The organism is Streptomyces sp. NBC_00285 (assembly GCF_036174265.1).
Taxonomy (GTDB): Bacteria; Actinomycetota; Actinomycetes; order Streptomycetales; family Streptomycetaceae; genus Streptomyces.
Window position 1 is genome coordinate 9,685,529 of the sequence record NZ_CP108055.1, and the last position, 13,267, is coordinate 9,698,795.

The following is a 13,267-nucleotide window of genomic DNA, read 5'->3' on the forward strand; positions in this document are numbered from 1 at the left end:
ACAGCTGACACAGGAGTCCTGAGGCAACCCGGTGACGGGGCATCGAGACCAAGTGAGCCCAGTGCGGCAAGAGTGTCGAGATCATCGGCCTGGACCGGCCCGGCGCCACTCCGCACAGAACACTCAGCTGTGAACTCACCGTCGGTCTCTGACCGGCGGCACCCGCAGACGTGCCCTGCCGTCCGTAGACACACGCGTAGCGGGCTACGTAGTTCCACGGATTGCCGGGGCCGGGACGGCGGGGAGAATTGCCCGGCGTGGGCATCGCCGGGTGGGTGATCCCTCCCGCGATCCGGAGGCTGCCGTTGTGGCGCCGACGGCTCCACGTGAACTGCCCTCGCTTGCACGCTTCGACGAACTCGACACAACGGAAGGGGCGACTTGTCCACGCGAACAGGCATCGCTGTGCAGGGGCGGCACAACCCCATGCAGTTCTTTCTCTTTTTCGTACGCCTGACGATAGAGATCGACGGAAAGGCCCAGAGCGGCTCTTGGCGGGACCGCTTTGTACCGTTGACCCCCGGGTCGCACACGGTCGACGTCTACTTCCGGTACCTCTTCAAAGCCCGCTGCTGCCCGGCCGGCACCACCGTCCAGGTCGCGGCCGGTCAGACGGTCACGCTGCAGTACCGCACTCCGCAGCTCATGACCTCGGCCGGCCGTCTTGAGGTCGTCGGCTGAGCCGCACCTCGGTGGGCCGACCCTGACCGGAGCGACGCTGAGTCAGGGTGAGGGCCAGGGGCGGCCCACCGCGGAGTTGTGCCCTGGCCGCCCCTCTGAAGGCCGGCCGAGCTCAGCACTCAGCGGGTCGGCGGAGGTATGTGGTTTCACGGATGGCTGGTGGCAGTGCGGCTGGCACGCTGACATCAGGGGGCTCGCCGGGGGGCAAGAGATCGGGGACGTCATGCGGGAACACGAGCAGGCGTTGGAGATGGCGGCCGCGCGCGGCTTCGGCCGTTACACGGAGTTCGCGTGCCCCGACAATTCACCCAGCAGACCCGGCGGTTCGTCATGGATACTCTTCGTTCCGCTGGCCGTCGTGTGCGGATACGACGCGCCATATCTTCTCCGCGGGCTTGACGACGGTCACTGGTGGCTGCGGCTTCCTTTCGTGGTTCTCGCCATGGCGGTGGCAGTGGAATGCGTTGCGATGATGTTCTGGCTCCGACACCTGCGGCGTCCGGGCGGCCCGACATCACGGCTGTACTACTTCGAGAACGGAGTGGTGGTGGCCACCGGCCGTCGACTGCGGCCCTTCGGCCGACAGGAGTTCTCGATCGGCAGTGCGGCGATGGAGTGGCAGGAGCCACTGGACGAACGGGACCGCGAGAGCGAAGTCCGCGCTGACGGATGACCAGAACTGACGGTCCGTCACGAGGTGTTGCTCCGGCGGGCGTTGCCGATGGGGTCGTACGAGACGCTCACCTGAAGGGGACTTCGAGGTTCACACACGCATGCCGGCGCCCAGTTTCTCGGCTCCGGTGTGCCAGGAGGAGTTCTCGTCGGCAACGGCCTCGGCATCAGCCGCCCCGAAGCGGTTGCAGCAACGCTTCGGACAGCCCGCCCCCCTGACACCGCACCGAGCGGGTGAACCTGGACGAGGGGAGGGGCGGAGGGAGGGGTAGGTGTCCGTGGTTCCGCGCTGCGGGTGCCTGTGCCCGAGATGTCGGCGGGGCTGTGTCAGTGGGCGAGGTGGCGACTGATGACCAGCCGCTGGATCTGGTTCGTTCCCTCGAAAATCTGCATGATCTTCGCCTCGCGCATGTAGCGCTCGACGGGGAAGTCGCGAGTGTAGCCGTAGCCACCCAGTACCTGGACGGCGTCGGTGGTGACCTTCATGGCGGCGTCCGTGGCCACCAGTTTGGCGACGCTGGCCTGGCGGCTGAAGGGACGGCCGAGATCACGGCGGCGGGCGGCGTCCAGGTAGGTGGCGCGGGCGGAGTCCACCGCCGCGGCCATGTCTGCGAGGAGGAAGCCCAGCCCCTGGTGGTCGACGATCTTGCGGCCGAAGGTGGTGCGCTCGTTGGCGTAGGCGACGGCCGTGTCCAGGGCCGCCTGGGCGAGCCCGGTGGCGCACGCCGCGATACCGAGACGACCACTGTCGAGGGCGCTGAACGCGATCTCCAGGCCCTGGCCTTCGGCACCGATCAACCGGTCGGTGCCGATGACCGCCCCGTCCCACATGGCCGAGGTGGTGGGGATGGAATGCAGTCCCATCTTGCGTTCGGGCCGCCCGAACGAGAGGCCCTCGGCCGCACCCGGGGCCAGGAAGCAGGAAATCCCCTGGCTGCCCGGCGCGGTGCGGGCGAAGAGGGCGTAGAAGTCGGCCTTGCCGCCGTGGGTGATCCATGCCTTGGTCCCGGTGATGCGGTAGCCCTCCGCGGTGTGTTCTGCCTTGCAGGTCAGGGCTGCCGCGTCCGAGCCGGCCTGCGGCTCGGAGAGGCTGTAGCCGCCGAGGAGCTCACCGGTGAGCATCCGGGGCAGCCAGCCCTCCTTCTGTGCCGGGGTGCCGAAGGCGTGCACCGGGTGGCAGGCCAGCGTGTGCACGCTGGTGGCCACGGCGACCGCCGCCCACTGACTCGCCAGTTCCTCCAGGACCTGCAGGTACACCTCGTACGGCTGGCCCCCGCCCCCGAATTCCTCCGGGTAGGGCAGGCCCAGCAGACCGGCCCGGCCGAGGACGGCGAACAGGCCCTCGGGGTAGGCCTCGTCGACCTCGTGCTCCTCGACCCGCTTGCCGAGTTCCTTCTCGGCGAGTTCGCGGGTCAGGGCGATCAGGTCCTCGGCCTCCTGAGTGGGAAGCATGCGGTCGACAGTCATCGAAACTCCAAGCGGTACTCAGAGAGGTACGTCAGTACCGCTTAGCGTAGCTCTTATGGGCGGGATGTCACGCCTGGGATACTGACCGGATGATCAAGGCCTCCACCCCAACCGGCCCGAAGCCCGCGGGCCGGGGTGCCGCCCGGCGCTCCGAGCTGTTCGAGGCGCTCGTGGCGCTGCTCACCGAAGAAGGCTTCGTCCACTTCACCCTGGACGACCTCGCGGCACGGCTGCGGTGTTCGAAGCGCACGCTGTACGGGCTGGCCGGTAGCAAGGAACAACTGGTCCGGGCCGTGGTGGTGCACTTCTTCCGGGGGGCCACCGAACGAGTCGATGCGGCCTTGGCGGCCGAGAGTGATCCGGCGGCCCGGCTGGCGGCTTATCTCCACGCCGTGGCGGCGGAGCTCGGCCCCCTGTCTCCGCGGTTCTTCGACGACGTGGCCGGGTTCGAGCCGGCTGCGGAGGTCTACGAACGCAACACACGAGCAGCCGCCGGCCGGGTGGAGCAGCTGATCGACGAAGGCGTCGCGGCGGGCGTGTTCCGCGATGTGCACGTGGCCTTCGCCGCCGACGTCATCACCTCGGTGATGGTCCGCATCCAGCAGCGCCGGGTCACCGCGGCCACCGGCCTTCGCGACGCCGAGGCCTACGCCCAGCTCTCCGAGCTCCTGCTGCGAGGCCTGACCCGCTAGCCGAGCTGCCGGGCCGACAGCTCATGAGCGGCCTCTGGCGCAGCGGGCAGCCCGGAGGACTTCAGTACCCCGAAATCCTCCGGGCCATGACCCGGCAGGGTTTCACCTGCCGGGCTACGCCACGGCCGTATCTCTCCGCATTCTCGATGGCCGGCTTGCTCCAACAAGCCACAGTGCTACCGGTAGTGGAGGGCTACGGTCGCAGTGACCGCTCAGCGGTCGGAATAGCTGAAGTCGCCCATCGTCCAGGCGCTGACGTCCTCGATGGCCACGCGGTACATCCCGCCCGTCTCCGGGATCCCCACCGTGCCCTGCAGGATGCGGGCGACGTGGAAGTGCAGGTAAGTGGGTGGGTCGTCCTTCTTCGCAGGGGTGGCGAACGCGGGGGAGAACTCGCTGAGACGGGCGGAATCCATCAGTACGTCCGACACCCTCTGCCTCCACACTGCTTCGGGAGCCAGCCGGCCGGTGATGACAGCGCCACCGGTCACTACGGTCAGGGACATCTGATTGCTGTGCCCGGACTCCACCAAGGTGGCGATGTCAACGAGCAGTTCGTCAGGCTTCGGCATGACGCAGATTATATTTACCGGCCGTCCCGCTGATGACCAGGCGGCACGACCGGGAATTGCAGGCGCTCACGGTTGCGCCCCGGAGGTGGGGCCGATGCCCGCGGGCGAGGTGGCCGACAGCGGGTCGGCCGAACCCGCCGGGGCCGCCCGTTCGAGCCGGGGGTACTTGCTCGGTTCCGTAGGTGTAGCTGTCGTACGGCAGCGGGGCACCGCCCGTCCCGCCGCGTCGTCAGATGGGTGAACCCGGCGGCAGGAGTGGGAGATGGGTGTGTTCGTCCGTGTCGGTGGGGATCATGCGCAGAGTCTCGTGTGCAAGGTGATCGTTTTCTATGGTGACGCGGAGTGTGGGCGTGTAGCGTCAGCGTCAGCTGTCGTGGTTCGGAGTTCTCTCTAGCCCGCGCCTTTGGTGTGGGCATTTTGCTGTGCTGTGCCGCAGGGACCAGGGCGATCACCTCCGCCTGCCACATGGAGTGGGAGGCGTTACCGACTGGAAGGCATTGACATGGCAACGGGAACTGTGAAGTGGTTCAACGCGGAAAAGGGCTTCGGCTTCATCGCCCAGGACGGCGGCGGCCCGGATGTCTTCGCGCACTACTCCGCGATCAACTCCTCGGGCTTTCGTGAGCTCCAGGAGGGTCAGATCGTGACGTTCGACGTCACCCAGGGTCAGAAGGGCCCGCAGGCCGAGAACATCACCCCGGCCTGACCTCGGGGCTCTGCCCGAGCAGCGTGAACGGGATCGGGGCCGCGCAGCCATGGCTGCGCGGCCCCGATCTGTTGGGGTGCTCCGGGGGACACGATCACTCGGAGCGGACCCCGCCGGTTCGGTCCGGCCAGGAGCACACCGGAACCGGACCGGAGAGGTCCACCGAGTCGTCGCCCGTCATCGCCCGGGATCGGTCCGCCTCGACCCTGACACGGCGGAGGCGTCGCCGAGGTCGGCGCCGGTGGCGGCATCCCGATGGGAGTGGCCGACGCCGTGCCAGTCCAGGCACATGACGGTCGCGTCGTCGAGCAGGTGGCCCTGGTGGGCGTCCACGACGGCCGCGATGAGTGTGCGAGCGGCCTCACGGGGGTGCAGCGCACGGGTGCGGACGATCAGGTCGGGTAGGTCGACCCGTTTGGCGTTGCGTTCCAGCATGCCGTCGGTCAGCATCACCAGCCGGTCGCCCGGACGCAGGTCCAGAGTCTGGACCCGGTAGCTGTGAGGGGCGTCGAATCCGAACGGCATATCGACCTTCGGAGCGAGCTCACGCACCTCGCCGTCCCGCATCCGCAGCGGCCAGGGGTGCCCGGCGTTGACGAACTCGTTACTGCCGTCGGTCAGATTGATACGCAGGAGCTGCCCGGTGACGTAGCTCCCGCGGCTGTGCTCTCGCATCGCCCGGTCGGCCTGACGGGCCTGTTCGACGAGATCGGCACCGGCCCGCCGGGCCCGGCGCAGGGCACCCACCAGGAGGGTCGCAAGCAGCGCCGCGTTCACCTCGTGACCCATGGCGTCGGTGACGGAGAGCTGGACCGTGTCCCGGTCGATCACGTAGTCGAAGGTGTCGCCCCCCACGTGGTCGGCGGGCTCCAGTGCCCCGGCCACCGCGAACTGCGCCGCCTCGGACGCCAGCGACGCCGGAAGCAGCCGGTGCTGGATCTCCGCGGCCAGGCTCAGCGGGACGGTACGGCGACCCCACTGGTACACGTCGGTGAAGGACCGGTTCGCGATCACGATGTACGCCAGGGCGTGCGCGGCCTCGCCGATCTCCCGCATCACCGCCGCGTCCGGCGTCGTCGGCAGGAACAGTTCGAGGAGCCCGATGGCGTCCCCGCGATTGGTCACGGGAGCGACGATCCGAACCAGCGCGCCCTCGTCGCTGTCGTCCACGCGCGGCCGCTGGGTGCGGATCACGTCGTCGTACACGGTGCCCAGCAGCGCGATGCGCTGGGCGGGCTTGTCGGTCTCCACGCTGCCGGCCGCCCCCAGCCGTACGACCGAGCCGCCGGTGAAGTCGGTGATGAGGAACGACACGGACGCGGCCCCGAGATCGTCCTTGAGTATGCGTGCCACCACATCGAGTGACTCCACGGGGGAGGCGGTCTCCGCGGCCGCCAGCATCCCCGCCAAGGTCATCGACCCGCCCCGGCCCTCTCCGTTCTCCGGAGTACGGGTGGTCGGCGCACCCTCCCCGTCAGGCCCGCATGCGGTCACGGTGGCTCCTCGCCGCTCGCTGGTTGTTCAAGGTTCCGGTCCGGCTGGACAAGGGCCCGCGTCAAGCCTGGTGTCGGGCAGATGTTAGTGCACCGCAGTACCCCTGAACGGTGTTCCTGTCGGCCCAGCGCCGGTTCTCACGCCGGCTGCCGACTGGATCTGACCGGATGAGGCTCGACGGTGTTGACACCGTCGGCGCACGCGGTCGCTTTGATGTGTCAGGTGGGTTCGTCGCGGATACGGGCGGTGTGCAGGGGCGGGGTGTCGGTCCGTTCAACGGCTCGGGCAGGTCTGGGAAACGTGGTCCCCAAGTGCTCGTTGACGTCGGTGAGTTCCCTCCAGGTGCGGGTGTACTCGCCTCGGTCCTGTTCCCGCAGGGTGAGGAGCGCCTCGTTTCGTTCGCGGAGCGGTCCCTGGGGCACAAAGTACGCCTCCCGGACCAGAGTGTTCCGGTTCGTGTCGAAGACGGCGCCACCAGCGGCGATGTCGCTGACGAGGCTTCAGCTCAGCCCGCGGTCGGTGCTTGCGTACACGTCGATCTTGATCGCCGACCGGTCGCTGGGAACCGAGGCACCCGTGGCCAGGATGGTCCCTGCCGGGAAGTCGCCTATTGCCGTGGGCAGTTCGAAAGGTCCGGGCTCCCAGCGCGTGCCTCAGCCGTTCTGGGTGTCGGCGATGCCGGTGAGCTTCCTCCAGGAGGTGCCGTTGTCGGTGCTGCCGTAGATCGGGAAGACGGGCGTGCCGGAGGTGTACTGCTCGCACGTCGACACAACCGTGCCGTCGGCCGATCCGTCGGGCTGCAGGCGCAGCGCCCGCAAGTACAGCGAACCGGATGACGGCGCACCCGAGGGCGGGGTGTGGACCGGGACCGGCCGGCCCCTCAAACAGCAGCCGGTGAGTGGCGGAGCGGTGCCCTGGCGGCGGGTGTGTTCCCCGCCTCTGCCAGGGGCGCTCTCAGGTGGTGTGTCTGCCCGCTGTGTCGGGGCGGGACGGCGGTGGCGCGGTCGAGCCGCGGAGGACGAGTTCGACCGGTGGGTCACTCGCCCGCGGCAGGTCGGTGTCGGGTTGCCCGATCGCGTGCACGAGAAGGCGGATTCCCTCCCGGGCCGCGGCCTCGAAGGGCTGGCGCACGGTGGTCAGGGGAGGGGACACGTAGGCGAAGACGGGATTTCCGTCGAAGCCGACGACACTCATGTCCTCGGGCACGCGACGCCCGGCTTCCCGCAGGGCGTGGATGAAGCCGATGGCCATCTCGTCGCCCGCCGCGAAGAGGGCCGTCACAGAACGGTCCGAGGCCAGCGAACGGCCCACGGCATGGCCGGAGGCCGCCGACCAGTCACCGTTGAGCAGCGGCGGCTCGCGTACGCCCCGCGCGGCCAGTGCCGCCCGCCAGCCCTCGATGCGGTCCTTGGTGGCGTACCAGCGCCGCGGTCCGGCGAGATGGTGAACGGTCGCGTGCCCCAGATCCAGCAGGTGCTCGGTGGCGGCCCGAGCCAGGGCGTGGGCACCCACGCCCATGGTCACGGTGCGCGAGGCGGTGAAGGAGGGCGGCGCCCCCAGGAAGAGGACGGGCACGTCGATGCGTACGCCGACATCGCCCTCCACGATGGGCTCCGAGACGACGACACCGTCCACGCCCTGCTCGAGCAGCGCCTCCACGGCACCGGCGATGCTCGTCGGGTCGCCGTCCGGCGTGTTGACCACGCGGAGTGCGTAACCCGCGTCGCGCACGGCCCGCTCGATGTGCACGAGCAGGGAGGCGGTTCCGTACCCGGCCGTGCCCAGGGCGACCACGCCGATGGAGCCCGTACGCCCGGAGGCCAGTGTCCTGGCCGCCTGGTTCAGCCGGTAGCCGAGGCTTTCGGCGGCCGCGAGGACTTTCGTGCGGGCTTCCTCGGAGACGTACGGCTCGTTGTTGAGGACACGCGAGACCGTCTTGCGCGACACCCCGGCCAGCCGGGCCACGTCCGCGCTGCGCGGCACGGAGGAGCCCTCACTGCGTCCCACCACTGGTGCCATGAAGTCTCCCGACGGCCGTACGTCTGCATCCACTGAGCTCATCCGTATGACCACGCGGTCTGACCGCGTGATCATGTCTACGTAGCCAGAAGCTGTACGTCAAGGGTTCGGGCGGCGCGGGTTCCGAACCGGCGCACTCCCGTGCCGGACCCCGGCGGGAACCGGGGTCCGTGCTGCCGGGCTGTTCCTCAGGCGTCGATGATGACGGGGATGATGAGGGGCCTGCGGCGGTGGGCGCGGAACGCCCAGTTCGCCACGGCGCGGGCGAGGAGCTGTTCGAGTTGGCGCGCGTCCCCGACACCTTCCTGGGCCGCGGTGGCCAGGGTCTTCTCGATGACGGGGATCACCGGCTCGAACGTGGCGTCGTCGTGGACGAAACCACGGGCCAGGAAGTCCGGGGTCTCGGCGAGGGCCCCGGTGTCCGCGTCGACGATCGCCACGACCGTGACCACGCCCTCGGAGGCGAGGGTGAGGCGGTCCTTGAGGGACGCCTCGGTGGCGCCGCCGACCTCCATGCCGTCCACGTAGACGTAGCCGGCGGGAACCTTGCCGGTGATGGACGCGCGCCCGTCGACGAGGTCGACGACGACACCGTCCTCGGCGATGACGACCCGGTCGGGGTCGACGCCGGTCCGGATGGCGAGGTCGCCGTTGGCCCGCAGGTGACGCCACTCGCCGTGCACGGGCATGACGTTGCGGGGTTTGACGATGTTGTAGCAGTAGACGAGTTCGCCGGCGCTGGCGTGCCCCGAGACGTGCACCTTGGCGTTGCCCTTGTGGACCACGTGGGCGCCCCACCGGGTGAGCCCGTTGATCACCCGGTAGATGGCGTTCTCGTTGCCGGGGATGAGGGAACTGGCGAGCAGGACGGTGTCGCCCTTGCCGATGCGGATCACGTGGTCGCGATTGGCCATGCGGGACAGCGCGGCCATCGGCTCGCCCTGGGAACCGGTGCACACCAGAGTGATCTTGTGGTCCGGGAGCTTCTCCAGCTCCTTCGTGCTCACGACCAGACCCGACGGGACCTTCAGATAACCCAGGTCACGGGCGATGCCCATGTTGCGGACCATCGACCGGCCCACGAAGGCGACCTTGCGGCCGTGCTGGTGGGCGGCGTCCAGGACCTGCTGGATGCGGTGCACATGGCTGGCGAAGCTGGATACGATGACGCGGCGTGGCGCGGTGCGCATCACCTGCTCGATCGCGGGGTTCAGCTCACGCTCGGAGGTGGTGAAGCCGGGTACCTCGGCGTTGGTGGAGTCGGTGAGGAAGAGATCCACACCCTCCTCGCCGAGGCGGGCGAAAGCGCGCAGGTCGGTGATGCGTTCGTCGAGCGGGAACTGGTCCATCTTGAAGTCGCCGGTGTGCAGCACCATCCCGGCGCCCGTGCGGATCGCGACCGCGAGGCCGTCCGGGATGGAGTGGTTGACCGCGACGAACTCGCAGTCGAAGGGCCCGAAGCTGCGCCGGTCGCCCTCCCGGACCCGCACTGTGCGCGGCCGGATGCCGTGCTCCTTGAGCTTGGCCTCCAGGAACGCCAGTGTCAGCTTGGAGCCGACGACGGGAATGTCGGACCGCTCGCGCAGCAGGTACGGCACGCCGCCGATGTGGTCCTCGTGGCCGTGGGTGAGCACCACGGCGACGATGTCGTCCAGCCGGTCCCGGATCGACGTGAAGTCCGGCAGGATGACGTCGACGCCGGGCTGGTTCTCCTCGGGGAACAGCACGCCGCAGTCGACGATCAGCAACTTGCCGGCGTGCTCGAAGACCGTCATGTTGCGGCCGATTTCACCAAGGCCGCCCAGGGCGACGACCCGCAGCCCTCCCTCGGGAAGAGGCGGGGCGGCTTTCAGTTCGGGGTGCGGATGACTCATACCCTGACGTTACCCGGAGAGTGGGACGTGGTGATCCATTGCCCCTGTGCTCTCCGCCGAACCGGCGGGGGACGATGCCGGAGAACTGGGGCTAATCGGCGGGGCGAGGCACCGGACATGTGTCCTGAACGGCCGCGATCGCGTCGTCGGCTCAGTCGGATCCGCGGTGCGTCCCGCTGGTGTCGCCGGTGCCCGTGGTCGGGTCGGTGACGGGCCTCGGCGCCGAGTTCGTGGAGGTCAGGGCGACGGCGGCCGTCGCCTTTCTCCTGTCTCGTCCCGTGTTGCGCCGTTCACCGTTCGCGCGGTGGGTCCCGTCGTGATCTGTGAACCGCTTTCCGCACACGGATGGCCGCGGTGACGAATCCACTGCGCATGTGTGCGCACACGTTCTGGTATGTGGTTCAGCGGGATCCGCAGGTCCTGCCGGGGCACCGCTTGTTCCAGCCGGTCCGGCCGCGGCCAGGGCCCGCAGCAGCGCGACCGGTGCACCGGAGGGGACGGGTTCTCCTCGCCGCGTCAGGTCCGTGACGGCCCGCCCGCCGAGGAAGGGTGCGAGGGGGGGGAGAAGCGGCGCGGCGCAGCTCGTGGACGAACGCCCGCAGCCGTTCGCGGACATCGGGCCCGACGTGCGCCCACCTCAGGCCAGGCGGATGCCCACGATGCAGGTGTCGTCGTCGGTGTCCGACCTGCTGTGGGTGAGCAGGCGGTCCAGCTGCTGGTCCAGTGCGTGCAGCCCCGTGCGGGCGGCCGTCAGGAGCTGGGCCAGGGACTCCTCGACGGACCGGTCACGGCGTTCGATCAGACCGTCCGTGTACATCAGCAGGGTGTCGCCCACGGCGAGTTGGACTTCGTGCTCTTCGTAGGTGGCCTCGGGCAGGGCGCCGAGCAGCAGGCCCTTGACCAGGGGAAGCGGGGCCGCCTCGGCGGCGCGCACCAGGACGGGCGGCAGGTGGCCTGCCCGAGCCCAGCGAAGAGTGTGCAGGTCGGGGTCGTACAGGCCGCAGACCGCCGTGGCGGTGACGGCGCCCGTCAGATGGTGGGTGACCATGTTGAGCCAGGACAGCAACTGGCCGGGGCCGGCGCCCGTCACGGCGAGTCCGCGCAGCGCGTTGCGCAGGACGACCATGCCGGTGGCCGCCTCGATGCCGTGCCCGGCCACGTCCCCCACGCACAGCAGAACCAGACCGGACGGCAGCACGACCGCGTCGTACCAGTCGCCGCCGACCAGGTGCTGGGTCTCCGCGGGGCGGTAGCGCACGGCCACCTGCAGTCCTGGAACCTCCAGCGGAGCCTGGGTCGGGGGCATGATGGCGTGCTGCAACTGAAGGGCGAGCCGGTTGCGTTCACTGGACTGCTGCTCGCTGTGGGCGAGTTGGTCACGGGTGGCCGCGAGGGCGACCTCGGTCCAGTGGTGGGCGGAGATGTCCTGGTAGGCGCCCCGCAGGACGTTCACCTGGCCGTCGGAGTCGAGGACCGGCTCGGCCACGACGCGGATGTGGCGGGTGACCCCGTCGGGTCGTTGCAGGCGGAAGGAGGCCGACGCGGGACGGTGGTGGTGGAGGACGGTGCGCACAAAGCGGCCGATGGCGACGGCGTCGTCGGGGTGGGCGTGGGCGGGCAGGTTCTCCAGCGACACGGGGGAGCTGGAGGCGGGCCTGCCGTAGAGCTCGTAGAGCTGTCCGTTCCAGGTGATCTCGCCGGTGAGGAGGTTCTCCTCGAAGCCGCCGATGCGGCCCAGGCGCTGGGCGTGCTGGAGGAGGCTGGCCAGTCGGGCCGTCTCGTCCTCGATGCGCCAGATGAGCAGGACGCTGCCGCCGTGGCGGCTGATGTTGATGTCGGCGACCGCCGCGAGGGGGACGTCGTCGACCAGGGCGGTGAGCCTTATGCGGCGGGCGCGGTAGGGCTCGCCGGTGGCGTAGACACGTTCGACGCGCTCGAACAGCTCGCTCTGGCCGGCCGCCATCGGATACGTCTCCAGCAGCAGCGCGCCGTTGATCACGCCGCGCGGGCGGCCTGCGGGGTCCAGGAAGCGGCTGTTGACATGGTGGATGCGGAAGTCGACCAGCTCACCGTCCGCGTCCAGGTGCGGTACCAGCACCAGGGTCGGATCATGCAGCCCGTCGGCCAGGTCCATGAGTTCGGTGACCTCCGGCAGAGGCCCGGGGCCCGGGTCGGCGTCGCCGTGGTGGGGCGTGTAGGTCTCCAGGGTGTGCGCGCACAGCTCGGCCAGGGCCTCGATCTGGCGGACGATCTGCGGGCGGGGATGCTCCAGTGGAGTGGGCCAGGAGATCTCCAGCACTCCGTGGATACGCCCGCCGGTCCCGGCCGGTACGGCGAACCGGCCGCCGTCGGGGTGGTGGTGCCGGCCGATGGAGGGCAGGCCCGTCTCCGACAGGCTGCGGACCCAGTGCCCCGACCGCTCGCCGAGTCCGCGCCGTGCCACGGTCGCCACACCGGGCGGCACATGCCGCCAGCGCTCGGCCTCGGCCGCGGAGAACCCGGCGCTGCCGGCCAGGGCGAGAGAGCCGTCGGCCTCCAGCGTCCAGATGGCCACCGCCTCCGCGCCCAGCGGGGTCAGGGCGTGCTCCAGCAGCGAGTCGGCGACGGCCTGGGTGTCCTGGGCGGCCAGCGCACCGCTCTCGGCGGCCCGCAGCCGTACGGCGGAGGAAGGGCTGTCCGGCGAGGCGTCGGGCCCGGTGACCGCCGTGGTGGTCGCCAGGAAGGCGTTGGTCACCTCGGAGAGCCGGTCGCGGGATGCCTGGTTGATGACGTCGACCGCGAACTCGAGAGGCGACACCCCTGCCTGCCCGGCGAGTTCGGCGAGCTGCCGCGCGGCCTGCGTGGGCCCGCACCTCAACCGCTCGACCAGGATGCCCTTGGCCAGTTCGATCAGGGCGCGCCCGTCCGCCTCGGCCTGCGCCTCCCGCACCTCGCGGCGCAGTCGCTCCACGGTCGCCGCGAGCCTGCCGACCCGGGAGGTCTGTCCGAGGCGGTCCGCCTCACCGTTGGCTGCTGGTCCGCTCTCCCACGGGTCCTGAGCGGTGCCCTGCGGTTCGGGCGGTTGCTGGGGATCACTCACGGTGGCTGTTC

At 69.8% G+C, this 13,267-nt stretch carries 12 protein-coding genes; 4 read left to right on the forward strand and 8 right to left on the reverse strand.

Translation table 11 applies throughout. The features are described from left to right. The first annotated feature begins 381 nt into the window (after window positions 1-381). Together OHT57_RS44345 and OHT57_RS44350 are read left to right on the forward strand one after the other, a co-directional pair. On the forward strand, window positions 382-681 hold the full coding sequence (locus tag OHT57_RS44345) for a hypothetical protein (RefSeq protein WP_328752644.1): 300 nt from the start codon (window positions 382-384) through the stop codon (window positions 679-681). A gap of 223 nt (window positions 682-904) precedes the next feature. Further along, window positions 905-1,354: a hypothetical protein gene (locus tag OHT57_RS44350; protein WP_328752645.1), complete on the forward strand. Its 450-nt coding sequence runs from the start codon at window positions 905-907 to the stop codon at window positions 1,352-1,354. A gap of 326 nt (window positions 1,355-1,680) precedes the next feature. Here the strand turns inward: OHT57_RS44350 and OHT57_RS44355 are convergent, their stop codons facing one another. After that, window positions 1,681-2,820, reverse strand: coding sequence for an acyl-CoA dehydrogenase family protein (locus OHT57_RS44355; protein WP_328752647.1), 1,140 nt, complete (start codon window positions 2,818-2,820; stop codon window positions 1,681-1,683). A gap of 89 nt (window positions 2,821-2,909) precedes the next feature. Between OHT57_RS44355 and OHT57_RS44360 the strand changes: the two genes are divergently transcribed. After that, complete coding sequence (locus OHT57_RS44360) at window positions 2,910-3,512, forward strand: TetR/AcrR family transcriptional regulator (RefSeq protein WP_328752648.1); 603 nt, start codon at window positions 2,910-2,912, stop codon at window positions 3,510-3,512. A gap of 212 nt (window positions 3,513-3,724) precedes the next feature. On the opposite strand, the gene OHT57_RS44365 is transcribed toward OHT57_RS44360, so the two are convergent. Then, window positions 3,725-4,084 carry a hypothetical protein gene (locus OHT57_RS44365; protein ID WP_328752649.1) on the reverse strand — a complete coding sequence of 120 codons (360 nt, stop codon included), beginning with the start codon at window positions 4,082-4,084 and terminating at the stop codon, window positions 3,725-3,727. A 502-nt stretch (window positions 4,085-4,586) separates the two neighbouring features. Here OHT57_RS44365 and OHT57_RS44370 point away from each other — a divergent pair. Continuing rightward, window positions 4,587-4,790 carry a cold-shock protein gene (locus OHT57_RS44370; RefSeq protein WP_053751759.1) on the forward strand — a complete coding sequence of 68 codons (204 nt, stop codon included), beginning with the start codon at window positions 4,587-4,589 and terminating at the stop codon, window positions 4,788-4,790. A gap of 177 nt (window positions 4,791-4,967) precedes the next feature. On the opposite strand, the gene OHT57_RS44375 is transcribed toward OHT57_RS44370, so the two are convergent. From OHT57_RS44375 to OHT57_RS44400, 6 genes are all read right to left on the reverse strand, one after another. Next, window positions 4,968-6,206 (reverse strand): PP2C family protein-serine/threonine phosphatase, encoded by a 1,239-nt coding sequence (locus OHT57_RS44375; RefSeq protein WP_328753503.1) that lies wholly within the window; start codon window positions 6,204-6,206, stop codon window positions 4,968-4,970. Window positions 6,207-6,502: 296 nt separating this feature from the next. Continuing rightward, on the reverse strand, window positions 6,503-6,706 hold the full coding sequence (locus OHT57_RS44380) for a hypothetical protein (protein ID WP_328752650.1): 204 nt from the start codon (window positions 6,704-6,706) through the stop codon (window positions 6,503-6,505). Between the two features lie 231 nt (window positions 6,707-6,937). Next, window positions 6,938-7,168 carry a hypothetical protein gene (locus OHT57_RS44385; protein WP_328752651.1) on the reverse strand — a complete coding sequence of 77 codons (231 nt, stop codon included), beginning with the start codon at window positions 7,166-7,168 and terminating at the stop codon, window positions 6,938-6,940. Between the two features lie 70 nt (window positions 7,169-7,238). Then, complete coding sequence (locus tag OHT57_RS44390) at window positions 7,239-8,303, reverse strand: LacI family DNA-binding transcriptional regulator (RefSeq protein WP_328752652.1); 1,065 nt, start codon at window positions 8,301-8,303, stop codon at window positions 7,239-7,241. Window positions 8,304-8,491: 188 nt separating this feature from the next. Beyond that, window positions 8,492-10,177 (reverse strand): ribonuclease J, encoded by a 1,686-nt coding sequence (locus OHT57_RS44395; RefSeq protein ID WP_328752653.1) that lies wholly within the window; start codon window positions 10,175-10,177, stop codon window positions 8,492-8,494. A gap of 637 nt (window positions 10,178-10,814) precedes the next feature. Beyond that, window positions 10,815-13,256, reverse strand: a complete 2,442-nt coding sequence (locus tag OHT57_RS44400) for a SpoIIE family protein phosphatase (RefSeq protein WP_328752654.1) — start codon at window positions 13,254-13,256, stop codon at window positions 10,815-10,817. Between the last annotated feature and the right edge of the window lie 11 nt (window positions 13,257-13,267).